We start from the raw sequence: 23,631 nt of genomic DNA, 5'->3' as shown, positions 1-23,631 counted from the left end.
TTCTGTCCGAATAACGGACGGAACAGTAGCATCTGTGCCGATCTTATGGGAAGATTAGCCGATCTTTTCGGGGGCGGTGATGGGCAAACTGACGCTATTACTTTTAGTTATTCTGGGCTGGCTGCAATATTCATTGTGGTTAGGGAAAAACGGTATTCACGACTATGTACAGGTCAGTGAAGATGTTGCTGCATCAGAACAGGTAAATGCGAAGCTCAAAGCCCGTAACGAACAGCTGTTTGCTGAGATCGGCGATCTGAACGACGGGCTTGAGGCCATCGAAGAGCGCGGACGCAGTGAATTAGGAATGATCAAGCCCGGCGAAAGCTTTTACCGGGTCCTGTCCGAAAAACGGACACAGCAGAATGTGCAGTCACAAAGTCGCAGTAACTAATCTCTATGACAATACTTTCTTCCGCAATGACCGGCGCACAACCGGCACCGGACTTATCCGGTATTTCTGATGATGCTCCGGTCACGGCGCTGATCCCGGCCGCCGGAATCGGTACCCGCATGCAGTGCGAATGCCCCAAGCAATACCTGATCATTGCCGGAAAAACCATTCTGGAACATACCCTCGCTATTCTGCTGGAACACCCGCGCATCACACAGGTAGTCGTGGCGCTGCATCCGCAGGATACGGTTTTCAGTACATTACCGGTCGCGCGGCATCCCCGTATCCGCACTGTCACCGGCGGTGGTGAGCGGGCATATTCTGTCCTGGCCGGTCTCGATTATCTCGCTGATCATACTCCGGAAAACAGCTGGGTGCTGGTACATGACGCTGCGCGTCCCTGTCTGCAGCTGACGGATCTGAACCGGCTGCTGGCCGTGATGTCAGACACGCAAACCGGTAACCGCGTGCAGGGGGCGATTCTGGCCTCACCGGTGCGCGACACCATGAAGCGGGGTGTGGCATCTGCCGGATATACCGGTATTGATCACACTGTTGAGCGCACACAGTTGTGGCACGCCCTGACCCCGCAATTTTTCCCGCTTCATCTGCTGCGCACCTGTCTGCAGCAGGCACTGTCTCAGCAGGCGGTGATCACTGATGAAGCTTCCGCGCTGGAGTTTTGCGGCTATCAGCCGTTGCTGGTGCCCGGCCGCGCGGACAATATTAAAGTCACACAGCCGGAAGATCTCGCACTTGCCGGGTTCTACCTGTCCAATAACAATAAGGAACAGACAACATGATGAGAATCGGACACGGTTTTGATGTTCATGCCTTCGGCGGCGAAGGCCCGATTGTGATTGCGGGCGTCCGCATTCCTTACGAACAGGGATTACTGGCGCATTCCGACGGTGATGTCGCCCTGCATGCGGCCACCGATGCATTGCTGGGTGCGGCGGCGCTGGGGGATATCGGCAAATTATTCCCTGATACTGATCCGGCCTATAAAGGCGCGGACAGCCGTGTGCTGCTGCGTGAGGCATTCCGCCGTATTCAGGAAAAAGGCTACAGACTGGGCAACCTGGATGTCACCATTATCGCCCAGGCACCGAAAATGCTGCCGCATATCCCGCAGATGCGGGTGAATCTGGCAGAAGATTTGCAGTGTCATATGGATGATATCAATGTGAAAGCCACTACCACCGAGAAACTCGGTTTCACCGGCCGAAAAGAAGGGATCGCCTGTGAGGCGGTGGCGCTGCTTGTGAAGGCTGAAGCATGAGTCTCCCGGTCAGTTATTTCCACGGTAAACCGGCAGCCACCGGGGTGCTGAAAGCACAGCCGGAAGATTTTCTGGTGCAGGAAGATTTGGGGTTTGAACCTGACGGTGACGGCGAGCATGTGATGGTCCGTATCCGCAAAACCGGCTGTAACACGCGGTTTGTGGCGGAAGAACTGGCCAAATTTGCGAAAATCGCTGCCCGTGCTGTCAGCTACGCCGGGCTGAAAGATCGCCATGCGGTCACCGAACAATGGTTCTGCCTGCAGATGCCGGGAAAAGAAACACCGGATTTCACACAGATGTCGCTTGAAGGCTGCGAAGTTCTGGCGGTTAACCGCCAGAAGCGCAAATTGCGGATCGGCGCACTGAAAGGTAATCAGTTTACTATTGTGCTGCGCCGGATCAGCGATCGCGCTGCGACAGAACAGCGTCTGCAGCAGATTGCACAGTCCGGGGTGCCGAATTATTTCGGTGAGCAGCGTTTCGGACGCAACGGTCAGAACCTGCATTTCGCACAGCGCTGGGCTGACGGCGAAATCAGTGTGAAAGAGCGCAGCAAACGCGGTTTTTATCTCTCCGCTGCCCGCAGTGCGATGTTTAATGCGGTGGCAGATGCCCGCCTGACACAGCAGCTTCAGGCAACCGCATTGCAGGGTGATGCGGTACAGCTCGCCGGGCGCGGCAGCTGGTTTGCGGTTCAGGCAGATGAACTGGCGGATGTGCAGCAGCGTCTGGATAACCGTGAACTGCGCATTACAGCGCCGTTACCGGGTAAGGGCGATTTGGGCTCTCAGGATGCGGCACTGACCTTTGAAACAAAGCAACTGGCACCGTGGCACTCTCTGTGGCAGCTGGCGGCAAAAGAGGGGGCGGATAATGCCCGCCGTGCGCTGATGCTGTATCCGGAGCATTTCACATCTGAATGGATGGATGATGAAACCGTCCGTTTATCCTTCTTCCTGCCGGCCGGCAGTTTTGCCACCAGTGTTATCCGCGAAATTATTGAGCTGGAAGCGGATCAGGCCGCGGAATTCAGTGAATAATCAACTGACTGATTAACATAAAAAAGGGGCGGAATAATTTCCGCCCCTTTTTTGTTCTGTTTTTTTATTCAGGTTTTGCTGCGGCGGTTTTGTCTGTTTCCGCCAGCAATTCAGTCAGATACACTTTGGCATCTACCGGATCTTTGCCCGGCAGTTTTACCTGATACGGCTTACCGCTGATGGAGGAGCCGGATGCCACTTTATCCACAAACTGTTCTGCGGTGCTCAGACGTTTTTTCGTTTTGCTTAATTTCAGGCGCAGATGTGATTCCGCGTCGGCGGCATTATGCTCACTGCCGTTGCGGATAAAAATCAGCTGTTCCTGCTTCCCGACAGCGGTCAGCAGGTTTTCCACTCTGGTCTCTTCCTGAGGTGACAGCGCGAATGCCTCTGATACCAGAAGCAGTCCGGCAGTCAGTGCGGTGAACAGGGTAGCTGTGATTCGTTTACAGATAGCCATGCAGAAATCCTTTCAGTCATAAATAATACAAGTATCATGCAACTGAATATGAAAAAAGCAATCAGACTAAATCTGTTATAACCCTTTTTTATCGCGGCTAACTTGATAAAATAGTTTTCTGTCGTGATAAACGAGCTGTTACTGATAAAAAAGGATACCGTTGTGCTGCGAATTCTGGTGAGTAATGATGACGGCGTCAGTGCGCCGGGGATCCGGACATTGTCTGAGGCGCTGCGGCGTACTTACCATGTGCAGGTGGTTGCACCTGATCGCAACCGCAGCGGGGCATCCAACGCGCTGACACTCGATCGTCCGCTGCGCACGGTAGTGCATGAGAACGGCGATATTGCGCTGGTGGAAGGCACGCCGACGGATTGTGTCTATATCGGTGCTAATCTGCTGATGCGCCCGCGCCCGGAAATTGTGGTTTCCGGGATTAACTGCGGCCCGAACCTCGGGGATGATGTGATCTACTCCGGTACGGTTGCTGCGGCAATGGAAGGACGTCACCTGGGATTACCGGCGATTGCGGTCTCCCTGAACGGCGAAACCCATTATGATACAGCAGCGGAAATTACCTGCCGTCTGCTGACCATGCTGCAGCAAGTGCCGTTACGAGCCGGTAATATTCTGAACGTGAATGTGCCGGATGTTCCGCTCAGTGAGATCAAAGGAATGAAAGTGACCCGCTGCGGAACGCGCCGGGCACCGGATGTGGTCTACACACAGATGGATCCGAAAGGAAATCCGCTGTACTGGCTCGGCCCTCCGGGGGAAAAACTGGACACCGGGCCGGATACCGATTTCGCGGCGGTGGATGCAGGTTATGTCTCTGTCACGCCGCTGCATGTTGATCTGACCGCCTACAGAGTGCAGGAAAAATTAGAAGACTGGTTACAAAAAGCAGGGGTGATACAGGAATGATCCGCCGGGTGGTACAGGATCTGATTACACAGTTACGTCAGGCCGGGATCCGCGATGAACGTCTGTTACAGGCGATGGCGGCTGTCCCGCGGGAGAATTTTGTCGATGAGGCGCTGACACACAAAGCTTACGACAATACCGCGCTGCCGATTGGCTACGGGCAGACCATCTCCCAGCCGTTTATGGTGGCTAAGATGACAGAACTGCTGGATCCGGCTCCGCAGGCGCATGTGCTGGAAATCGGCACCGGCTCCGGCTATCAGACGGCGATCCTCGCACACCTTGCGGCGCATGTTTACTCTGTTGAGCGGGTTAAGGGACTGCAGTGGCATGCCAAACGCCGCTTTAAACAGCTTGATCTGCATAATATTTCCACCCGTCACGGTGACGGCTGGGAAGGCTGGCCGTCCCGTGGTCCGTTTGACGGCATTATTGTCACCGCCGCCGCCAGTGATATCCCGCCGGCGCTGCTCAGTCAGCTGGCGGATAACGGCCGGATGGTGATACCGGTGGGGGAACAGCAGCAGATGCTCAAACTGATCCGCCGCCGGGGCAATGATTTTCATACCCAATCGATCGGAACAGTCCGGTTTGTTCCCCTGATTCACGGCGATCTGGGATAAAAATGGCTATTTTGGTAACAAGACTTTTTCATTTCGCTTAGTATCTGTTTTAATAATACAATCCTGCCATGTGGCCTGCGGCCGCGTGGTGACTTTCTGATTGTCAGTTTTCGCACTATTTCCAGTTTCGGGAGAAGGAATATGAACTCAAGAAACCCTATGAAAACAATACGATGGGTTGTAATTGGGTCACTGATGAGCACGGTTCTGGCCGGATGCTCAACGCCGTATCATGCCGCACCAATCAGCAGTGTGGACGAAAGCAGCAGTGCACCGGTAATGACAGCAGGCAATGATAACAACAGTACATCTGTGTCCACACCGATGCCGGTACGTCCTCAGCTCAGTTCCGCCAATAACACACAGCCGGTCAGCCGGAGTGTGCAGCAGCCGCGCTCTGCCAATGTGCAGACCAGCAGCGATGGCCGGATTCAGTACAACCGTAATTATGATGCGATCCCGAAAGGCAGTTACAGCGGAAATACCTATACGGTTCAGCGCGGTGATACATTATTTTACATCGCTTATATCTCCGGATCTGACTTCCGCGAACTGGCATCACAGAACAATATTCCTGAGCCGTACAGCCTGAACGAAGGGCAGGTGATTCGGTTAAGCAACGGCGGCGGCAACAATGTTGCACCGGTCAGCAGCGGCACTCAGGTCGCAACAAATAGGAATACTCCGCAAAACGGGGTGGTTGATTCTCAACCAACTAATGCGTATTCTGAATCTTCAGGCGCTAAACCGGCCGGCGGTAAGATGCTCTCATCTCAGGTCACCGCACAGGCAAAAGCGAATAACGGCACTGCCGCCGCCACAGCGGCAACAACCGCAGCCGTTACCGCTCCGGCAACAACAACCAGCGCGCCTGTCGCCGTAAATAGTGGTTCCTTTAAATGGGGCTGGCCAGCGGAAGGCAAAGTCATTTCCAACTACACAGGACCTACCAGCGGTAACCGGGGTATTGATATCGGTGGTACACGTGGACAGCCTGTTTTTGCTTCAGCGCCGGGTAAAGTGGTGTATACCGGTAATGCGTTACGCGGCTACGGTAATCTGGTCATCATCAAGCACAATGATGATTTCCTGACAGCCTACGCGCATAACGATTCCATCCTGGTTAAAGATCAGCAGGACGTCGCAGCTGGTCAGAAAATTGCCACGATGGGCAGCAGCGGAACCACATCTGTAAGATTACACTTTGAAATTCGTTACAAGGGAAAATCAGTCAACCCGCTGCAGTACTTACCGCAGCGATAAACGGCAGAACAGCTTGTTCTGCCTGAATTATCGGGGTAGGAGCAAGCTGATGAGCCGTAATCCACTGAACGCTAACGAGTTATACGACGAAGATTTTGCCGCCGGGCAGGATGAAGATGAAGAGCTGTTTGATGAGAAACAGCTGGCAGAGGAGAGCGAATCTGACGATCCCGGCCCGGACATTGAGTTCGTGCAGAGTGTCAGCCAGCGTGTCCTGGATGCTACTCAGCTTTATCTTGGTGAGATAGGCTTTTCACCGCTGCTCAGCGCAGAAGAAGAAGTCTTTTTTGCACGGCGCGCCCTGCGGGGTGATACTGCAGCGCGCCAGCGTATGATTGAAAGTAACCTCCGTCTGGTGGTTAAAATCTCCCGCCGCTACAGTAATCGCGGGCTGGCGCTGCTTGATCTGATCGAAGAGGGGAACCTCGGGCTGATCCGCGCGGTGGAGAAATTTGATCCGGAGAAAGGCTTCCGTTTTTCTACCTATGCAACATGGTGGATCCGTCAGACTATTGAACGGGCTATCATGAACCAGACCCGCACCATCCGTCTCCCTATCCATATTGTCAAAGAACTGAATGTCTATCTGCGCACCGCCCGTGAGCTGGCACAAAAGCTGGATCATGAGCCGACAGCGGAAGAAATTGCCGAACAGCTGGATAAACCGGTGGATGATGTCAGCCGTATGCTGCGTCTGAATGAGCGCATCACTTCAGTGGATGTTCCGGTGGGTGCGGATTCAGATAAAGCACTGCTGGATATTCTGTCTGACGAAAATGATGTCACACCGGAAAACCGGTTGCAGGATAACAACATGCAGCAGAGCATTGTGAAATGGCTGTATGAGCTGAATCCGAAGCAGCGGGAGGTGCTGGCGCGTCGTTTTGGTTTGCTCGGCTATGAGGCGGAAACACTGGAAGATGTCGGACGTGAAATTGGTTTAACCCGCGAACGTGTGCGGCAGATTCAGGTGGAAGGTTTACGCCGCCTGAAAGATATCCTGCACAACCACGGATTGTGTGAGAATTCGCTGTTTAACTGAGTGATCCGTAAAACAGTGTTCTCTGAGCAGTTATAAATATTATTCATGCAAAAGGGGGAATTTATTCCCCCTTTTTCTTTTGTCCGGCTGTCAGAGCATCTCTTTCAGGCGGTAGAGCCAGTCCAGTGCCTGACGCGGTGTCAGTGAATCCGGGTTAATTCCCGCCAGCGCATCCAGTGCCGGAGACAGCTCCTCCGGCGCATCCAGCAGATTCATTTGCGGTGTTTCCACATGGCTTGCCGTCGCATTCAGTGAGAGCGATTCCAGCTCGCGCAACTTCTGTTTCGCGCGTTTAATCACATCACGCGGTACCCCGGCGAGCAGTGCGACCGCAAGGCCGTAACTTTTACTGGCTGCGCCATCCTGCACGCTGTGCATAAAGGCAATGGTGTCGCCGTGCTCAACTGCATCCAGATGGATATTGGCCACGCCTTCCAGTTTTTCCGGCAGCGTGGTCAGCTCGAAATAGTGGGTGGCGAACAGTGTCAGTGCTTTGATTCGGTTTGCCAGGCTTTCCGCACAGGCCCAGGCCAGAGATAAACCATCATAGGTGGATGTGCCGCGCCCGATTTCATCCATCAGTACCAGGCTCTGCTCTGTGGCGTTATGCAGGATATTGGCGGTTTCGGTCATTTCCACCATAAAGGTGGAGCGGCCGGAAGCCAGATCATCCGATGCTCCGACGCGGGTGAAAATCCGATCCACCGGGCCGATAACTGCTTTTTCTGCCGGCACAAAACTGCCGATATACGCGAGCAGCGCGATAAGCGCCGTCTGGCGCATATAGGTACTTTTACCGCCCATGTTCGGGCCGGTGATGATTAGCAGGCGGCGCTGTGGTGACATTGTCAGCGGGTTGGCGATAAACGGCTCTGTCAGCACATGCTCGACAACAGGATGGCGACCGCCGGTGATCTGAATACCGACTTTATCCGTCAGTTGCGGGCAGGTGTAATTGAGGGTTTCCGCGCGCTCGGCCAGGTTGGTGAGCACATCCAGCTCCGCAAGAGTGTCCGAGCTGAGCTGCAGGGCTTCCAGGTGCGGGAGCAATAAATCAAACAGCTCATCATAAAGGGCTTTTTCAATCGCCAGCGCTTTGCTCTTGGAGGTCAGAACCTTATCTTCATACTCTTTTAGTTCCGGGATGATGTAGCGCTCGGCGTTTTTCAGCGTCTGGCGGCGGACGTAATGGATCGGCACCAGATGGCTCTGTCCGCGGCTGACCTGAATATAGTAACCGTGGACACCATTAAACCCGACTTTCAGTGTATCGATGCCGAGTTTTTCCCGCTCGCGGATTTCCAGTTTGTCGAGATAATCACTGGCGCCGTCCGCCAGGGCTCGCCACTCATCCAGTTCTTCATTGTAGCCCGGGGCAATCACACCGCCGTCACGCACCAGTACCGGCGGCGCTTCAACAACGGCCCGCTCCAGCAGAGCCTGTAATTCATCAAACTGACCAATACGCTGTTGCAGTGTCTGAATATACGGATCAGATACCGCACTCAGCTGTGCCTGAATATCCGGATACTGTGAAAAAGCATGGCGCATCCGCGCCAGGTCACGCGGACGGGCGGTGCGCAGTGCCAGGCGTGCCAGTACCCGTTCCAGATCGCCAATCTGACGCAGAACCGGCTGTAAATCCGGGCTGATTTCCATCAGCGCGGCAATCGCCTGCTGGCGGTTGGCGAGCACGGATCTGTCACGCAGCGGGGAGTGCAGCCAGCGCTTGAGCATCCGGCTGCCCATCGGGGTTACACACAGATCCAGTACGGACGACAGAGTATTTTCGGTGCCGCCGCTGAGGTTCTGGGTAATTTCCAGATTGCGGCGCGTGGCCGCATCCAGAATCACATTTTCCTGCAGATTCTCCAGGGTCACACTGCGGATATGCGGCAGCGAGGTGCGCTGGGTATCTTTGACATATTGCAGAAGACATCCGGCGGCCTGTAAGGCCAGCGGAGCATTTTCCACGCCGAAGCCGTGCAAATCCCGGGTGCCGAACTGCAATGTCAGCTGCTGACGGGCCGTTTCGAGTTCAAATTCCCATAACGGGCGGCGTCGCAGCCCTTTCTGATTCTGAATAATGGCGAAATCCGCCATATCTTCCGGATAGAGCAGTTCTGCCGGGCGGGTACGCTGTAATTCAGCGGCCATCGCGTCTTTATCCTCTAACTGGAGGATACGGAAACGGCCGGATGTGATATCCAGAGTGGCGTAACCAAACCCGCGCGCATCCTGCCAGACAGCGGCGAGCAGGTTATCCTGACGCTCCTGTAACAGCGCTTCATCACTGACCGTTCCGGGCGTGACGATACGGATCACTTTGCGCTCCACCGGGCCTTTGCTGGTGGCCGGATCGCCGATTTGCTCACAGATGGCAACGGATTCCCCGAGCTGAACCAGTTTTGCCAGGTATCCCTCAACCGCATGATGCGGCACACCGGCCATCGGGATCGGCTGACCGGCGGTCTGGCCGCGTTTGGTCAGTGAAATATCCAGTAACTGTGCTGCCCGTTTGGCATCATCAAAGAACAGTTCATAGAAGTCACCCATCCGGTAAAACATCAGAATATCCGGATGCTGTGCCTTGAGCCGGAAGTACTGTTGCATCATGGGTGTATGGGAGTCGAAGTTTTGGTTGTCAGTCATAGGGATTCTGTTAACACACTGAAAAAGTTGCGGTTTATCAACTGTCCGCCCCGGGTACAGTCTTCATTAATGTGCCTAAAATAACACAGATTATGATGAAAGAGGGGATTCCTTCCTGCACAGCGGTGAATTATTGAAAAGGGTGGAGGAAGATCGCAAAAACGGGGGAAAGATGCGAAAGTCACGCGAAAAGCCGCGCAATATACGTTTACGCGGCTTCACCACTCTGTGTTGTTCTGTTCCCTGAACAATCACGTCAGGTTTGTACAAACAGATACTGCTTAGAACTTAACGTACTTTATTGAATTATATTTCAAAGACTAATTAAAATCCGGGTTTTATCCGGTTAAATTCAATAAGTGATTCTGAGTTGTTTTTTTATTATTCTTCGGTCACTTTAACAGACATTACGGTATATTTACCATTTGCGTCTTCACCACCATGGTAATAATACAGGCGTCCTTCGATAAAGAAGAAGTTAAAGTTTTTACGATCATCGATAGCATATTCAAATTCAAATGTACTGATCAGTCCGAGTGTTGTGGTTGAATAAACTTCCATATTTTTTCCGGCTAAGTCAACCATACAAATATAAGTGGTAGCAGTAACATCATCATACGCTGCCTGAACAATATCATAATAACGACCAAAGTTTTTACTGAGGATAGTTTCGCCCAGTGTACCGTTTTTATAGACAGGTTTGATCAGGTAATTTCCGCTTTCATCTTCCGCCAGAAGAAAGATTTTATTGCCAACATTATAGATAACTGTCTGCGGATGAATATGACCTAACTCACCTTTATCAACCATTGATAATTTTATTTTACGAGCCATAATATTACTCCTTTTACATTAAATGCACTCCGATGTGGTGCGGCTATAGTTATAAGGAAATGGCGTAATGTCCGCAATATTGAAAGTTAATGATCTTATTATTTAAATTATTGCATCTAATATAAAATATACGATGTGATTATATGGATATTAATGTTCTATATTTCAGGTTACATATTTACTGTGTATTTTATTATGATAATGTTAAGTTATTATTACTATAAATGACAATAACGTTACGCACATAGCAATTATTACTAATTATCGCACAGAAAGCTCGTAATCAGAGGGGATTAGCCGTTAGAATTCATCACCATTTAATTAAACAAAACCGGCTTATATTATGTTACGCCCGATACTTCATACTCTGATTATTACCGGCTCACTGAGCCTGAGCGCTTTTTCTTATGCTGACGGCCCGACTCTGTCGTTAAGTGTCAGCCAGTCCGGCGGCTCTGCACAAAATGACGATGGCTCTCCTGATGCCACCCGTCCTTCTGAATCCAAATCCCGTATTCTGCCTATCTGGGGCGATGAAGCCCGCGCCCGGGGTTATGATCTTCCCGAGCCGTTTGGTGTCGGTTATAACTACATGAATCTGCGGCAGGATATTGTTGTGGATAAGATTGGTTTTATTATGCCGAAAAACCCCGCGACGGCGAGTGCATTATCCGTCGATGCCGGTCATACCCGGGAAAAAAGTGAAACCCATATGCTGAAAGTGGATTCCTGGATTTTTCCGTTTATGAATGTGTACGGTTTATACGGAAAAACCAAAGGGAAATCTCACACTATTCTGAATGGCGGGGCCTTTGACCTCGGGTTTACAAAACTGCCGCTGGAATTCCTGGAAGGACAGCCGTTCGATTTGGATTTCGAAGGTAAAACTTATGGTGCCGGTATGACACTGGCCGGCGGATATAACCAGTTTTTCGGAACAGTTGATCTTAACTACACTAAAACCAATCTGGATATTCTCGACGGGGATATTAAAGCACTGGTAATTTCTCCGCGTGTCGGTTATGAATTTGTATTTTCGCCATTAATTGCCGGTCAGGGAAATACCAAATTACAGGTCTGGACAGGGGCAATGTATCAGGATATTACTCAGCGTTTTAAAGGGGATATCAGCGGACTGAGTTTACCGGGACAATTCCAGGATTTTGTGAATGCGCTGGATGATCCGGGAATGAAATTTGATGTTGAACAGCATCTTGCTCATAAATGGAGCAACCTGGTCGGTGCCCGGTTAGAAGTGACCCGTAATTTCAATATAATCTCAGAGGTGGGCTTTAATAACCGTAACAGTTTCTTTATTTCCGGAGAATTCCGTTTTTAATGATATTTCGTTATTGTGCTGCCGGTCTGGCATTTACCGGTCTGGTGGCAGTTCACACAGCAAAGGCCGGTTATTTGCCCTCACGGGAACAAATTGATGATGCACTATCCGGACTGGGCAGTAATAATCAGTTTGACCGCAGTAAAATCATCGACTGGGGGGTATTACCCGGGCCGTTTTATACCCCTGAACTGGAAGCCGGTATCGGGGTGGCTCTGGTCGGCATGTATCAGGCGGATAGTGATCCTGACAGTAAAATATCCACCTTATCCCTCAGTGGTTTTGCCTCCTCAACCGGGGCTTTCGGGCTGAATCTGAATAATTACACGTATCTGGATAATGATAACTGGCGTTTTTATCTCAGCGGCACAATCAATAATGTACCGACGGATTACTGGGGAAAAGGGTATCAGGCCGGGCGCATCAAAGATCATTTCGGTGAGTATAAGTCACAGCAACTGCGGCTGACGCCGTCACTGCTGCGCCGGGTGGCAGATAATACCTATCTCGGGTTAGGCTGGGATTTCAGTACACTGAATGTTGCCTCGCCGGATAAGCCGTTCAGCCGCTATATGGATGAGCATGATTATGACCGGCATGCGGTCAGTTCCGGAGTCAGTGCCACCTTCAGTTATGACAGCCGGGATTTCCTGCCGAATGCCCGTCAGGGGCAGGCACTGGATCTGCGTTATACCTGGTATGCGCCGTCACTTGGCAGTGATACGCGGTTTAATACCACAGAGATTCAGTACAACTATTATTATCCGCTGGATGATAAAACCGTGCTGGCGTTTGATAACTACGCGCGCTTTGCATCCGGAGATGTACCGTGGGAGCAGTATTCCCGGCTGGGTAACGGGCGGCAGATGCGCGGATATTATGACGGTCGCTATCAGGATAATCATGTCTTTGCCTCACAGGTGGAGTACCGGCGCAAGCTGGACTGGCGGCACGGTATTGTGCTCTGGGCCGGCGGCGGGACGATGAGTGAGAGTGCGCGTCATCTCGGCGGGGGACACTGGCTGCCGAACGTCGGTGTGGGATATCGTTTTGAATTCAAACCACGGATGAATGTGCGGCTCGATTTTGGTGTCGGGAAACAGAGCAGCGGCTTTTATTTCCAGGTCGGGGAAGCCTTCTGATGCGGGTATTTATCAGCGCAATTATCATGATGGTACTGTTATCCGGCTGTCAGAGCCGGAAGGCGGATGTGCCGGTTATACGCGCCGATCTTTCTCCGCAGACCACGGAAACGGCAGCTCAGGCATTTCCGGTTGCTGATAAGGTGGGGGCGCCTGACGGGCTGCGTCCCTGCTGTGCATTTGGTTATGATCTGCGGGTAAAACTGGGACCGGTTCCGGTGCCGTTTTACACCATCGGTAATGTGCTGACTGCCGCTGATTTGGGGGAGCATGTCTACAATGACAGCTTCTGGTTTGGCGCGGCGGAAGTTATCGGCCTGAGTAATGAAAACCTCGGACTCATCTATTCCCGCCACGGCGGATTTATTGATATCGCCCATGTGCGGGATACTGCTGATTACACTTATTACCTGTTCACACAAATCTATCCGCATCTTGGTAATGCCCGGATGCTGATACTGTCGGATGAACTGTTTTCCCGCCGTATTCAGTTCCGCCATTTTATCCCGCCGCAGGATCCGGCAGAGCGCTATACCCTGAGTGTGTATCTGGCCGCGCGGCTCGCGTTTCGCCTGGCGGCATGGCATGAAATTGCCCAGTGGTATGGTTATCATTCAGTTCCCGGTTTTCCGGAAGAAATTTCGGCATTTACCCCGGAAGATCTCTATTCCAATCTGCTGGGGGCGCGCCTTGCCATCACATTGCTGTTACAGGGGCACGGCGGGTCAGTGGCTGATTTTAACCGGGGAATGGAGGGTATTCTTCCGCAGGCGCTGGCACAACTGGATGCACAGCCCGCAGCCGTTACCCGGCAGATGTTTGACAGTATTGACGGGCTCTGGTGGGATAAGCGGCAGCGGGTGCCGGAGAAGTTTCTGGTGCTGCGCCGGGATTACAGTGTGAGTGATGACCGGCTGCCGTCACAGCCAGAGCAGGAAACCGCCGCCGGGGCGCGGCTGGCACTACTTCAGTACTACCGGGGCTGGTCTCTGGCGGATTTGGCGTCATTTGAACTGTGGCGGACAAACAATCCCGGAAATCTGCCGGTGACCGCACTGCCGTTTACCGAAAAGGATTTTCCGGCACTGACAGCACATGCGGCGGCTGAGGATAAAAAAACAGCGCCGGTGTCAGTGCAGCGAAATCAGTAACAGCGGGAGAACCCGGCCGGGCAGGGATTCCGACGGCGTTTCCCCGATGCGGATAGCCCCCTGGCGGATATAAAATGCTTCCGCGTTGGGATCAGCATCCACCAGGAGGGCGCTGATACACTGTGTCCGGGCGGAGGAAACCGCCCACTGGTACAGTGCGCTGCCTATCCCCTGATGCAGATAATCCGGATGCACAAAGAGTTTGGAGAGCTTTCCGTTCTCTTCCTGGCGGTTGATGGTCAGCTGCACAACACCGGCAATTTTACCGTTGACTCGTGCGGTCATCAGCCCGGAGCGGTCAAAATCAGCGGAGGTAATGGTCAGTTCATCCCGGCAGGCCGCCATAAAGGTTTCATCGTATCCCCAGTGCTGTTTTGAGCGCAGGCACAGGCGGGTCAGATAATCCGCTTCATCACGCTGAGGCGGGGCGAGTAAAAAAACGGGTGCTTCTGTGGTCATAACGATCAAATCCGTGATTTTGCTGAGACGAATAATAATAGCAGATCAAATGTCAGGCTGCGTAAGCCGGCTGTGTGTTATTTCAGCGCAGGCGGATGTCATTTTGTACCGGTGATATAAGCGGCGATGACCAGCTCTGCCGTGGTCAGCGGATTATGGCCGTTATCAATAATCAGTAGCCGCTGTGCCGCGTACCAATGTGAGTCGCTGAGGGCATGTTCTGCAGAGGTATCAATGGCGCAGGTGGCCGCCAGCCATTGCAGACGCATCTGACAGAATGAGTGCGTGGCCGGACACCCGCTGCGGGAATGACCGGCGCGGGCTCTGCGTTATCCAGCAGAGCATAGGACGGATTATAGCGGCAGTGATAACGATCAGTCTGCTCCATCGCTTTCAGATAGCGGGTTTCCGCCGACGGGGTCAGCGGCGCACAGGGCGACGGATTATCCGCGAACTGCTCAATCGCACCGGTGTCCGCAGATACCGGCTGCACAATCTCCTTTTGCATCATCCCCCCGTGTTATCACTGATAAAAACTGCGGGGTCAGTATATAAGTATTCTTTATGCGATAATTCTTAATTCGGCAAAGAATACGTTCAGGAAGATGATGCCGGTCAATCTGTTACCAGTATCCGAGGAGTTTCCACCACAGGCTGCCGGCGATAATCCAGATAACCAGGTTGACGATGCTCATTACCAGACCGGTTTTCCACCATTCCCCGAGGGTGGTGTAACCCGAACCGAAAATAATCGGGGCGGTGCCGGTGCCGTAATGAGTCAGTGACATCATCAGCGAGGAGGAAAACGCCAGGGTCAGCCCGAGCAGCATCGGCGGTGCGCCGAGTGCCAGTCCGGCGGCATAAAACGCCGCGAACATGGCGGTGATATGCGCGGTGGTGCTGGCAAAAAAGTAGTGGGAATAGACATAAAACAGCACCAGCAACAGCATCCCGCCTGTCCAGCCGATCCCGAGATGGTCAATACCGCCGCCGACCGTCAGGGAGACCCATTTTATCAGCCCGAGTTTGCCGAGGAATGATGCCATCATCACCAGCGCGGCGAACCAGACGACGGTATCCCACGCTCCTTTATTTTTCAGCACATCATCCCAGCTCAGCACACCGCTGCACAACAGGGCGGCAAGGCCGATAAAGGCGGCGGTGGTCGGGTTCACATTATATTCACTGCCGAACAGCCAGCCGGGCACACCGGCCCACAGTGCCAGCAGCAGGATAAAGACCCCGAGTGTGATTTTTTCCGGCAGAGATACCGGGCCGAGTTCGCGGATCCGCTCACGGGCAAACTCCGGGGCATCCGGGGTGGCGGTGATCTCCGGTTTATACAGAAAATAGATCACCAGCGGCATGGTGATCAGTGAGATCAGCGCCGGTAAAAACGCCGCCACTGCCCACATAGACCAGCTCAGCTCCGCCCCTTTGCCGGCCTCCTGTACAATCAGGCTGACAATCAGCGGGTTAGGTGCGGTGGCGGTGATAAACATCGCGGACGTGATAGGGTTGGTATTGTAATTCACCAGCGCCAGATAGCGGCCGATTTTACCGCTGGTGCCGTCATCGGCTTTTGAACCGAAACTGTCAGCGATAGAATGCATAATCGGGTGGATGATCCCGCCGCCGCGTGCGGTATTGCTGGGGGTAACCGGCGCCAGTACGGTTTCGGCGATCGCCAGGGAATAAGCGATACCCAGTGTTTTCTTGCCGAACAGGGAAATAAAATAATACCCGATACGTGCCCCGAGCCCGGTTTTATTCAGGCTGAGGGAGACCATAATAGAAACCCCGATAAGCCAGATAAGCTCATTGGAAAAGCCGCTCAGGGCATCACCGAGCGCGGCTTTTGCGGAGCCGGGATTGGTCACGCCGGTCAGGGCGACAAGGGCAATCGCCACCATGGAAACCGCACCGATAGGCATCGCTTTACCGATAATCGCGGCAATTGTGCCGACAAACAGTGCGAGCAGATGCCAGGCATTCGGATCAACGCCATCAGGTACCGGAACAGCAAACCAGATAATACAGGTAATAAGAACAGCAATTAAGGAAGGAACAGGTTTCAGCGGAGTCAGTTTATTCATAGGTCCGTCCGTGGTAATTGTATTTAACTGCCGGAGGGTGACGTATTTATACTGAGTAATAATTGTATAGTATATTACAGCAGGTTAATAACCGTGCTGTGATTTACTGACCGTAATCAATATTATGTCAGATGCCGGTTATTTTTATGTAACAGAAAATAACCGGCATGAACAGGGAGAAATGCGGGGGAACTAAAGTACCGGAATATAATAATCCACGCACAGATGCTCAGGCGGATTATCCGTTATCGCTTCAGTACGGGTATATTTTTCGATATCCAGCCCCGGACGGCGGCATAATCCGAGCTGCGGTAACGCGTATAAATACACATTGAAGGTGAAATCCCGGTAATCACGGAATAAGCCGTCAAAATGGAATTTTGCATATTTCCCGCAGTTGATCACCGCCGGTGTTAATTCGTTTTCCTGCACAATAAAGGCCGGATCATCCACCCCGATATGATAGCCGATAGCAATGGACTCTGGTTTATCCGCCGTGCTGTCATAGGCGGTGCGGACATAGCAGTACGGAAGATCCGGTGATACCAGACGGATAAAATCCCGCCAGAATGTGCTGCGGATTTCTTCATGCAGATGGCCGATTTCATCCAGCGGTGACTGATAGTGATAGCCTTTTTCCATAACAGGGATATCGTCCAGCATAATAATGTCCGGCTGCGGCAGCGGCGGCATTTCCAGCTGTACCGGCGGTTGCAGCGTCGTCAGGTCCCAGTTGGGATTACGGCGGTATTCTGTCGGGGTCATATTAAAGACTGCCTTAAAACGCCGGGCAAAAGATTGCTGGGAATCAAACTGATACTTCAGCGCGATATCACCGATGTTTTGTGTGGTCAGCCGTAATTCGGTGGCGGCTTTTGTCAGACGGCGGCGGCGGATATAGCCTGCCAGCGTCATATCGGTAAACCGTTTAAAAATCCGCTGAAAATACCATTTGGTATAGCCGGAACGTTCAGCCACCACATCCAGCTGCAGTGACTTATCCAGATTATGCTCAATCCACAAAATAATGTCTTTTATCACGCTGAGATAAAAGGCATTGTCATCCTGTTCTTTATCGGTGACCGGTACGGAATCAACGGATTCCGTGACAGTGTTATCATGTTTAAGCATAAGGATTTCCGTTTGTTGGCACCCAAAAAATACTGTGATACGATTACATACTGATAGTATGTAACAGGGCATTTTTACCATGAACACACTGACCAGGCAACAGGAAAATTCAGCACGGACGCGGCAGGCATTACTGATTTCGGCACACGGACTTTTTATTGAAAAAGGCTATCAGTCCGTTTCGATTGATGAAATTGCCCGTGATGCACGGGTCACAAAAGGGGCGTTTTATCACCACTTTAAAAGTAAAAGTGACCTGCTGCTGCATTGCTATGAAATACAATTACAGAAAATCAGTACGGTCCTCGGTAATATTGAACCTCTGGCGGATAAATGGGAAGAGCTGCGGCTTGTTGTCCGCTGTTTTATGAATTACCTGGAACAGCATTACCGGGAACTGATTCCGGTTCAGGAAGTGATGCCGGTCGCCGGGTGGTATGAATTTGAGGATATTAACCGGCGCTATATCAGCAGCAGGGTGGATAATATTATCAGTCAGCTGAAAGCAGAGCAGACAATCAAAGAATATGATTCTTATCTGTTATGCAGTCTGATCCACGGTTTTATGATGCATATTACCCTGAATATTCAAAGTCTCGCGGAATTCCCCGGCTTTAAAGATGATTTCACCGAGATTTATAATAATTTCCTGCAGACACTGAAAAAAATACCCTGACGGAATACATCCGCTGACATAACGTCAGCGGGCGGATAAAAACCGGGTAATAGCAGGAACCAGTTCCGGGTGCAGCGGCAGCGCCGGGTTATTGTAACTGCCGATGGCCGCCGCACAGTCAGCAGGGGTCGCTTTCAGAACGTGATTCATGGTTGCTATCTCCGCATACTGATTATCCGGTGCGGTACGGATAAGCCGTTCGCCGTTTTCCGGAGGGATTTGACAGTCATGACCTCCCTGAATAATCAGTCCCGGAACGGTCACTTTTGCCAGCTCTTCTGCCGGGTCATACTGCATCCACACCATAAAATAGCGCTGTAATTCCGGGGCGAACAGAATATTGAGAGACGGCGGCACATTTTCCGTGGTTTTCTCTGCTTTCAGCCGGTCAATCACATCGTTGATATAGGTCAGCGCCTCCGGGGGGAATGGCTGAGCACGCATTTGTTTTTTCAGGATAATATCGATGGTATATCCCGCAGGCGAAACCAGAATAATCCCCGCCGGTTTATGCTGTTGTGCCATCAGGGTGGCAAATAACGCCCCTTCACTGTGGCCGAGCAGATACACCGGGGTGTCCGGATAGCGCTTTTGCAGAAAACCGAACCACGCCTGATAATCCCGCAGATAACCGGCAAAGGTGATATCTGCCGGGTTAACGGTTGCCGCACCGGCACCTGTTCCGGCTTTGTCGGTCCGCAGTGTGATATAACCGGCATCACTCAGGGCATCGCCCAGCATCCGCAGATTATCGGTCTGACTGCCCGGGCTGTTACCATCACGATCCACCGGGCCGGAACCGGCAATAAACAGGATGACACCTTTCGGCGTGCTGTTTTCCGGCAGTGTCAGTGTGCCGTTAAGGCCGTTTATTTCAGCGGGGATATTTTTCCCGGCAGCAGCTGTCTGCAATGAAATAAAAATAATCAGCAGGGCGGTAAAACAATGGCGTAAAACAGCAGTCACGGTAATATCCTGATTAAGTTAAGGCGTACTTTTAAATGTCATATGAATAATTTTCAGTCCGACCAGACCGAGAATAATACCGGCGGTTTTATCAATCCAGAAGGCACAGCGGTTAAATTGCTGACGTACTGCGGGCCGGGTCAGAAGATACATAATCAGGCTGTCCCAGATTAATACGGCCATCACCATCCAGAGTGCAATACCGGTTTTAAATAGTGCGGAATTATCCTGACTTTCCAGCACAACAGTAAACAGACTTAAATAGAATAATAAATTCTTGGGATTTAACAGGCCGGAGGATAAACCGACCAGAAATTCTTTTTTGAACGTACTCTGCGGGTGTGTATTTTTATCTTCGGCTGCCTGTGCCATCAGAAAACGGTAATCAGATTTTTTTGCCCGTAATGCCTGCCATGCGATAAAGAGCAGGAATATTCCGCCGAACAGTTTAATCAGAATCATCAGCGTGACAGACTGGGCGAGGATAGCGCCTGCACCGGCCAGGCAGAGTACAATATACAGTGCATTGGCAGTGGCAATACCGGAGACAACACCAAATGCCACCCGTCTGCTGTTACGCAGGGTACTTTTTATAATCAGCAGAAAATCAGGCCCGGGGCTTATCAGAGCGATAAAGTGAGCGAGCGCCACAGCAAAAAAAATCATCATGATGATTATCCGGCACAGAAATGAAGTAATAAAAAAAACATATCACTGAACCGGGGATTGTCATACAGAAATATTGTCAGGGTGCACATAATGCGCGATAACATCGCCTGATGACGAATAGTTAAATATTAATGATGAATTAAAATAATCTGCTTTTTTACTATTCTTCTGGTTGTGACAGTAATAACGCGGATTGGCGATAACAGAAAAGAAACTGCGGAAAAAACACAATAACTCCTGATGATATAAGTCATCATTCTGTTATTTTCCGGCTTTACCTGATTATTGTGTTTTTAGCCGCCGGGAATTGGCGGTAATTTATCCTATGCCGGGTAAATAAGGATTGATAATATCGGGACTGTGTTCAGAACAATATGATGAGACCGATTATGAAAACCGCAATAAAACTAAGTGTATTAGGTTCTGCCGTATTATTAATGGCCGCCTGTGACAGTCTGGATCCGGACAGCACGAAAAATGAATTCTGGTACAGCAACCCGACTGACACCACACTGACCTTTAAAGTGGATGACAAAGAATACACCACCGAACCGGGTACCGCCGCGAAACTGAAATTATCACCGGGTATGCACAGCATTGAGAATGCGAAAGGTGAGAAACAGAATTTTATGGTGTATGACAATAACAGCGGCGGCATTATTAACCCGGATAATCACGTCTATTATATGTTGTCTGAAGTCTATGCGGTGGAAGGGCAGAGCGATCGCTTTAAACCTGCTCTGTATGATGTCACCATTAACGGCCATGATTTACAGATGCCGGTGCGCAGCAGCAATGCCACCCTGATTGACCACAATCTGTTTAATTGCAGTTACCCTGTCGGTACAGCGTTCCCGGAAGAGATTACCACCAGTAACCGCCAGTCTGTCGGCAATATTAAAACCAAATGTTTTGATAAGGCAGAACTGGTCGCCTATATCGCATCGGATTACGGTGAGAAATTACAACCGGTTGCGCCGGGTGATGAGCTGAAAGATTCCGTCAATATGACTTTCGATTACACCATTCCGGAGCCGCAGTTTAAAGATGCGGAAACACAGAAACAGGCGCTGAAATTAACCGGCCTGCTGAAGCAGATTAATGAATCTGATAATCCGGACATTCACGACAAGCTGAATAAAGAGATCCACCAGACCACCATGGATCTGGTATCCGCGTCTGCCGGGTCCGCATCATCCAATACGGTGGCGGAAAATGAATATTACAACACATTTATCACGCAGACCGGCAATTTCCGCGCCTTCGGGGTTCTGCCGAAATAAGTGATTTTTCATTCAGTTCCTGAAAGGGCCGCATTATCACGCGGCCCTTTTTTATTAAAAATTTTAATGAAAAATAATGAGTTGCTGGTTTTATCAGCAACAAAAAATTAAACAATAAAGAGAGGGACATCAAATAAAAAAGGAGTATGATTTCAGGAGAGCCGTATTTTTCATCTGAAAACAGGCCGGTAGTATAAAAAAACAACATCAGGGTTAATCTGATGTAAATAATAGTTTAAAACACACTTTATTACGTAACATCTGTTACGGAATCCTTTATCTGCAACAAAGTAATGGCGGAATAATGTACGGTCCGCCCGGTAAAATAGCACATCACTATGTTAATAGCGGTGTATTTTATTGTTTATTTTGTTAAAGGCAGATGTCAGTTTTGTTCTGAACTCCCTCACTTTCTGCTCATGATTTTTTCTGCGGCCGTCAGGCTCAGAAGAAATTAATCAGATTTTTTAAAGTCTCCGGGGGATTAAGTACATCAGCATTATGGAGATAGTATGAAGTCAAGAAGTTTAACGACCTGGATTGTGGCTGCGTTATTTATCGGGGTGATTGTCGGCTTTGCGCTGAACAAACTGGCCACACCCGGGTTTAATCAGCAATATTCTGCTGATATCTCAGTGGTGACAGATATTTTCCTGCGACTCATTAAAATGATTATCGCGCCGCTGATCCTCTCCACACTGGTGGTGGGTATTGCAAAAATGGGGGATGCGCGGACACTTGGCCGGGTTTTCTCCAAAACGTTGTTTTTATTTGTCTGCGCTTCCTTTATTTCCATCACACTCGGGCTGGTGATTGTTAACCTGCTTAAACCGGGGGCGGGAATTAACTTTGTGGCACCGGCGGATACGGTGGTGGACAATGTGGCGACCGCCGCGTTTTCGGTGAAAAACTTTATCGCCCATCTGATCCCGACCAGTATCGTTGATGCTATGGCCCGCAATGAGATTTTGCAGATTGTTGTTTTCTCTATTTTTATGGGGATAGCGCTTTCCGCTATCGGTGAGAAAGGAAAGCCGATTCTGACACTGCTGGAGTCCGTGGTCAGCCTGATGCTGAAACTGACCGGCTATGTCATGCTGTTCGCCCCGCTGACGGTTTTTGCCGCCATTTCCGGTATGATCGCCGAGCGCGGGCTGGTGGTGCTGCTGGAAGCCGGTATTTTTATGGGTGAATTCTACCTGACGCTGGCAACATTATGGCTGGTGTTAATCGGTCTGGCGGTTCTGATCGTCGGACGTTGTATTCTGCGGCTGACCAAAGGGATCGCCGAACCGGCACTGCTGGCATTTACCACGTCCAGCTCTGAAGCGGCTTTCCCGGGCACGCTGAAGCAGCTCGAGCAGTTCGGGGTCTCCAATAAAATCGCCAGCTTTGTGCTGCCGATTGGTTACTCCTTTAACCTCGTCGGCTCTATGGCGTACTGTTCTTTTGCGGTTATCTTTATCGCCCAGGCCTGTAATATTGAGATTTCCATGGGGGATCAGATTACGATGCTGCTGATCCTGATGCTGACATCCAAAGGTATGGCCGGTGTGCCGCGTGCTTCGCTGGTGGTGATTGCCGCCACACTGACGCAGTTTAATATCCCGGAAGCCGGGCTAATTTTGCTGATGGGAGTCGATCCGTTCCTGGATATGGGCCGCTCCGCAACCAACGTGATGAGTAATGCGATGGGCGCGGCGATTGTCGGGCGCTGGGAAGGCGAGCATTACGGGGAAGGTTGTCACGGAAAACCGCCGGTAACGGTTGTTGAGATGGCAGAACCGGAGCCGCTGAAAAAAGCAGGCTGAAGAATCTATTCTATGTATGAAAAAAACACAGGTACGGATTTTTACCTGTGTTTTTTTATATCCGCAGTCTGCATCTCATGACCCGCTTAACACTTTTACATTTTCATCATTCTGTATTCCCGTATTAAGATCTCATTTTTTTTAAAATAAACTTTGGTTTTTTATTTTATAAATTTAATTCAATCATCAAATGTAACGATAATATGTTATTTTCTCATTTTGAAATCGTTAATTTATGGTTTATCGCTTTGTTTTTAAATGAATTTAATAATGGTATTAAAATGGTGTGATATGTGTCTGTTCCTTCACGAAATTCACCAACTTCTTCATTTTAATCATTTGTTTTCGTGCATAATAAGCCACCATAATCGGGACAGGTAATTTTATTTTT

The 23,631-nt window shown here is 50.7% G+C and carries 23 protein-coding genes; 14 read left to right on the top strand and 9 right to left on the bottom strand.

Translation table 11 applies throughout. From position 1 onward, the window contains the following. Window positions 1-79 precede the first annotated feature (79 nt). From ftsB to truD, 4 genes are read left to right on the top strand one after another with little or no spacing between them, the layout of a single operon-like run. Window positions 80-394 (top strand): cell division protein FtsB, encoded by a 315-nt coding sequence (gene ftsB / locus ACSBQN_RS15290; protein WP_024472858.1) that lies wholly within the window; start codon window positions 80-82, stop codon window positions 392-394. A 26-nt stretch (window positions 395-420) separates the two neighbouring features. Beyond that, a complete protein-coding gene (gene ispD / locus ACSBQN_RS15285; protein WP_052116642.1) occupies window positions 421-1,197 on the top strand; it encodes a 2-C-methyl-D-erythritol 4-phosphate cytidylyltransferase in 777 nt (258 codons plus the stop codon). Beyond that, window positions 1,197-1,676 carry a 2-C-methyl-D-erythritol 2,4-cyclodiphosphate synthase gene (gene ispF / locus ACSBQN_RS15280; RefSeq protein ID WP_024472856.1) on the top strand — a complete coding sequence of 160 codons (480 nt, stop codon included), beginning with the start codon at window positions 1,197-1,199 and terminating at the stop codon, window positions 1,674-1,676. Before ispD ends, ispF begins: the two co-directional genes overlap by 1 nt. Beyond that, window positions 1,673-2,719, top strand: coding sequence for a tRNA pseudouridine(13) synthase TruD (truD, locus tag ACSBQN_RS15275; protein ID WP_024472855.1), 1,047 nt, complete (start codon window positions 1,673-1,675; stop codon window positions 2,717-2,719). The genes ispF and truD overlap by 4 nt, the downstream gene beginning before the upstream one ends. Before the next feature lie 64 nt (window positions 2,720-2,783). Here the strand turns inward: truD and ACSBQN_RS15270 are convergent, their stop codons facing one another. Beyond that, window positions 2,784-3,179 carry a DUF5329 domain-containing protein gene (locus ACSBQN_RS15270; RefSeq protein WP_354632948.1) on the bottom strand — a complete coding sequence of 132 codons (396 nt, stop codon included), beginning with the start codon at window positions 3,177-3,179 and terminating at the stop codon, window positions 2,784-2,786. Window positions 3,180-3,341: 162 nt separating this feature from the next. Between ACSBQN_RS15270 and surE the strand changes: the two genes are divergently transcribed. From surE to rpoS, 4 genes are all read left to right on the top strand, one after another. Continuing rightward, window positions 3,342-4,103: a 5'/3'-nucleotidase SurE gene (gene surE / locus ACSBQN_RS15265; protein ID WP_201893417.1), complete on the top strand. Its 762-nt coding sequence runs from the start codon at window positions 3,342-3,344 to the stop codon at window positions 4,101-4,103. Further along, window positions 4,100-4,726, top strand: a complete 627-nt coding sequence (locus tag ACSBQN_RS15260; RefSeq protein WP_004236198.1) for a protein-L-isoaspartate(D-aspartate) O-methyltransferase — start codon at window positions 4,100-4,102, stop codon at window positions 4,724-4,726. The genes surE and ACSBQN_RS15260 overlap by 4 nt, the downstream gene beginning before the upstream one ends. A gap of 141 nt (window positions 4,727-4,867) precedes the next feature. After that, window positions 4,868-5,989, top strand: coding sequence for a murein hydrolase activator NlpD (gene nlpD / locus ACSBQN_RS15255; RefSeq protein WP_337137287.1), 1,122 nt, complete (start codon window positions 4,868-4,870; stop codon window positions 5,987-5,989). Window positions 5,990-6,038: 49 nt separating this feature from the next. Continuing rightward, on the top strand, window positions 6,039-7,031 hold the full coding sequence (gene rpoS / locus ACSBQN_RS15250; RefSeq protein WP_024472852.1) for an RNA polymerase sigma factor RpoS: 993 nt from the start codon (window positions 6,039-6,041) through the stop codon (window positions 7,029-7,031). Between the two features lie 90 nt (window positions 7,032-7,121). On the opposite strand, the gene mutS is transcribed toward rpoS, so the two are convergent. Further along, entirely contained in the window at window positions 7,122-9,683 is a 2,562-nt protein-coding gene (mutS, locus tag ACSBQN_RS15245) for a DNA mismatch repair protein MutS (protein ID WP_214177363.1), read from the bottom strand. Window positions 9,684-10,064: 381 nt separating this feature from the next. Continuing rightward, the gene (locus ACSBQN_RS15240; protein WP_354632947.1) at window positions 10,065-10,517 is read right to left on the bottom strand and encodes a hypothetical protein; all 453 of its coding nucleotides are present in this window, start codon (window positions 10,515-10,517) and stop codon (window positions 10,065-10,067) included. Between the two features lie 343 nt (window positions 10,518-10,860). Here ACSBQN_RS15240 and ACSBQN_RS15235 point away from each other — a divergent pair, with 343 nt between their 5' ends. From ACSBQN_RS15235 to ACSBQN_RS15225, 3 genes are read left to right on the top strand one after another with little or no spacing between them, the layout of a single operon-like run. Continuing rightward, window positions 10,861-11,856 (top strand): hypothetical protein, encoded by a 996-nt coding sequence (locus ACSBQN_RS15235; protein WP_024472849.1) that lies wholly within the window; start codon window positions 10,861-10,863, stop codon window positions 11,854-11,856. Then, window positions 11,856-12,998 carry a BamA/TamA family outer membrane protein gene (locus ACSBQN_RS15230; protein ID WP_152697049.1) on the top strand — a complete coding sequence of 381 codons (1,143 nt, stop codon included), beginning with the start codon at window positions 11,856-11,858 and terminating at the stop codon, window positions 12,996-12,998. The genes ACSBQN_RS15235 and ACSBQN_RS15230 overlap by 1 nt, the downstream gene beginning before the upstream one ends. Next, window positions 12,998-14,149, top strand: a complete 1,152-nt coding sequence (locus ACSBQN_RS15225) for a DUF4056 domain-containing protein (protein WP_152697050.1) — start codon at window positions 12,998-13,000, stop codon at window positions 14,147-14,149. The genes ACSBQN_RS15230 and ACSBQN_RS15225 overlap by 1 nt, the downstream gene beginning before the upstream one ends. Here ACSBQN_RS15225 and ACSBQN_RS15220 read toward each other — a convergent pair. The 4 genes from ACSBQN_RS15220 to ACSBQN_RS15205 form a co-directional block, all read right to left on the bottom strand. Continuing rightward, entirely contained in the window at window positions 14,129-14,608 is a 480-nt protein-coding gene (locus ACSBQN_RS15220) for a GNAT family N-acetyltransferase (protein ID WP_024472846.1), read from the bottom strand. The two genes, ACSBQN_RS15225 and ACSBQN_RS15220, sit on opposite strands and share 21 nt — an antisense overlap. Before the next feature lie 172 nt (window positions 14,609-14,780). Next, a complete protein-coding gene (locus tag ACSBQN_RS15215) occupies window positions 14,781-15,116 on the bottom strand; it encodes a hypothetical protein (protein ID WP_227989136.1) in 336 nt (111 codons plus the stop codon). Window positions 15,117-15,231: 115 nt separating this feature from the next. Beyond that, the gene (locus tag ACSBQN_RS15210; RefSeq protein WP_354632946.1) at window positions 15,232-16,704 is read right to left on the bottom strand and encodes an anion permease; all 1,473 of its coding nucleotides are present in this window, start codon (window positions 16,702-16,704) and stop codon (window positions 15,232-15,234) included. A gap of 192 nt (window positions 16,705-16,896) precedes the next feature. Next, window positions 16,897-17,835 carry a helix-turn-helix domain-containing protein gene (locus tag ACSBQN_RS15205; RefSeq protein WP_036408509.1) on the bottom strand — a complete coding sequence of 313 codons (939 nt, stop codon included), beginning with the start codon at window positions 17,833-17,835 and terminating at the stop codon, window positions 16,897-16,899. 79 nt (window positions 17,836-17,914) lie between these two features. Here ACSBQN_RS15205 and ACSBQN_RS15200 point away from each other — a divergent pair, with 79 nt between their 5' ends. Continuing rightward, the gene (locus ACSBQN_RS15200; protein ID WP_024472843.1) at window positions 17,915-18,511 is read left to right on the top strand and encodes a TetR/AcrR family transcriptional regulator; all 597 of its coding nucleotides are present in this window, start codon (window positions 17,915-17,917) and stop codon (window positions 18,509-18,511) included. 24 nt (window positions 18,512-18,535) lie between these two features. On the opposite strand, the gene ACSBQN_RS15195 is transcribed toward ACSBQN_RS15200, so the two are convergent. Then, on the bottom strand, window positions 18,536-19,477 hold the full coding sequence (locus ACSBQN_RS15195) for an alpha/beta hydrolase (protein WP_024472842.1): 942 nt from the start codon (window positions 19,475-19,477) through the stop codon (window positions 18,536-18,538). A gap of 18 nt (window positions 19,478-19,495) precedes the next feature. Further along, complete coding sequence (locus ACSBQN_RS15190) at window positions 19,496-20,146, bottom strand: LysE family translocator (protein WP_036408511.1); 651 nt, start codon at window positions 20,144-20,146, stop codon at window positions 19,496-19,498. Window positions 20,147-20,535: 389 nt separating this feature from the next. On the opposite strand from ACSBQN_RS15190, the gene ACSBQN_RS15185 reads away from it, so the two are divergent. Beyond that, window positions 20,536-21,429 (top strand): hypothetical protein, encoded by an 894-nt coding sequence (locus tag ACSBQN_RS15185; RefSeq protein ID WP_036408796.1) that lies wholly within the window; start codon window positions 20,536-20,538, stop codon window positions 21,427-21,429. Window positions 21,430-21,941: 512 nt separating this feature from the next. Continuing rightward, on the top strand, window positions 21,942-23,240 hold the full coding sequence (locus ACSBQN_RS15180; protein WP_024472839.1) for a dicarboxylate/amino acid:cation symporter: 1,299 nt from the start codon (window positions 21,942-21,944) through the stop codon (window positions 23,238-23,240). Window positions 23,241-23,631: the final 391 nt, after the last annotated feature.

This window comes from Morganella sp. B601, from assembly GCF_051172335.1.
Classification (GTDB): Bacteria; Pseudomonadota; Gammaproteobacteria; order Enterobacterales; family Enterobacteriaceae; genus Morganella; species Morganella morganii.
This window is presented reverse-complemented; position numbering and strand designations above follow the sequence as displayed.

Coding starts and splice junctions, on each gene's coding strand:
- ftsB (WP_024472858.1), top strand. CDS start 80: ATGGGCAAACTGACGCTATTACTTTTAGTTATTCTGGGCTGGCTGCAA.
- ispD (WP_052116642.1), top strand. CDS start 421: ATGACCGGCGCACAACCGGCACCGGACTTATCCGGTATTTCTGATGAT.
- ispF (WP_024472856.1), top strand. CDS start 1,197: ATGAGAATCGGACACGGTTTTGATGTTCATGCCTTCGGCGGCGAAGGC.
- truD (WP_024472855.1), top strand. CDS start 1,673: ATGAGTCTCCCGGTCAGTTATTTCCACGGTAAACCGGCAGCCACCGGG.
- ACSBQN_RS15270 (WP_354632948.1), bottom strand. CDS start 3,179: ATGGCTATCTGTAAACGAATCACAGCTACCCTGTTCACCGCACTGACT.
- ACSBQN_RS15260 (WP_004236198.1), top strand. CDS start 4,100: ATGATCCGCCGGGTGGTACAGGATCTGATTACACAGTTACGTCAGGCC.
- nlpD (WP_337137287.1), top strand. CDS start 4,868: ATGAACTCAAGAAACCCTATGAAAACAATACGATGGGTTGTAATTGGG.
- rpoS (WP_024472852.1), top strand. CDS start 6,039: ATGAGCCGTAATCCACTGAACGCTAACGAGTTATACGACGAAGATTTT.
- mutS (WP_214177363.1), bottom strand. CDS start 9,683: ATGACTGACAACCAAAACTTCGACTCCCATACACCCATGATGCAACAG.
- ACSBQN_RS15240 (WP_354632947.1), bottom strand. CDS start 10,517: ATGGCTCGTAAAATAAAATTATCAATGGTTGATAAAGGTGAGTTAGGT.
- ACSBQN_RS15235 (WP_024472849.1), top strand. CDS start 10,861: ATGTTACGCCCGATACTTCATACTCTGATTATTACCGGCTCACTGAGC.
- ACSBQN_RS15230 (WP_152697049.1), top strand. CDS start 11,856: ATGATATTTCGTTATTGTGCTGCCGGTCTGGCATTTACCGGTCTGGTG.
- ACSBQN_RS15225 (WP_152697050.1), top strand. CDS start 12,998: ATGCGGGTATTTATCAGCGCAATTATCATGATGGTACTGTTATCCGGC.
- ACSBQN_RS15220 (WP_024472846.1), bottom strand. CDS start 14,608: ATGACCACAGAAGCACCCGTTTTTTTACTCGCCCCGCCTCAGCGTGAT.
- ACSBQN_RS15215 (WP_227989136.1), bottom strand. CDS start 15,116: ATGCAAAAGGAGATTGTGCAGCCGGTATCTGCGGACACCGGTGCGATT.
- ACSBQN_RS15210 (WP_354632946.1), bottom strand. CDS start 16,704: ATGAATAAACTGACTCCGCTGAAACCTGTTCCTTCCTTAATTGCTGTT.
- ACSBQN_RS15205 (WP_036408509.1), bottom strand. CDS start 17,835: ATGCTTAAACATGATAACACTGTCACGGAATCCGTTGATTCCGTACCG.
- ACSBQN_RS15200 (WP_024472843.1), top strand. CDS start 17,915: ATGAACACACTGACCAGGCAACAGGAAAATTCAGCACGGACGCGGCAG.
- ACSBQN_RS15190 (WP_036408511.1), bottom strand. CDS start 20,146: ATGATGATTTTTTTTGCTGTGGCGCTCGCTCACTTTATCGCTCTGATA.
- ACSBQN_RS15185 (WP_036408796.1), top strand. CDS start 20,536: ATGAAAACCGCAATAAAACTAAGTGTATTAGGTTCTGCCGTATTATTA.
- ACSBQN_RS15180 (WP_024472839.1), top strand. CDS start 21,942: ATGAAGTCAAGAAGTTTAACGACCTGGATTGTGGCTGCGTTATTTATC.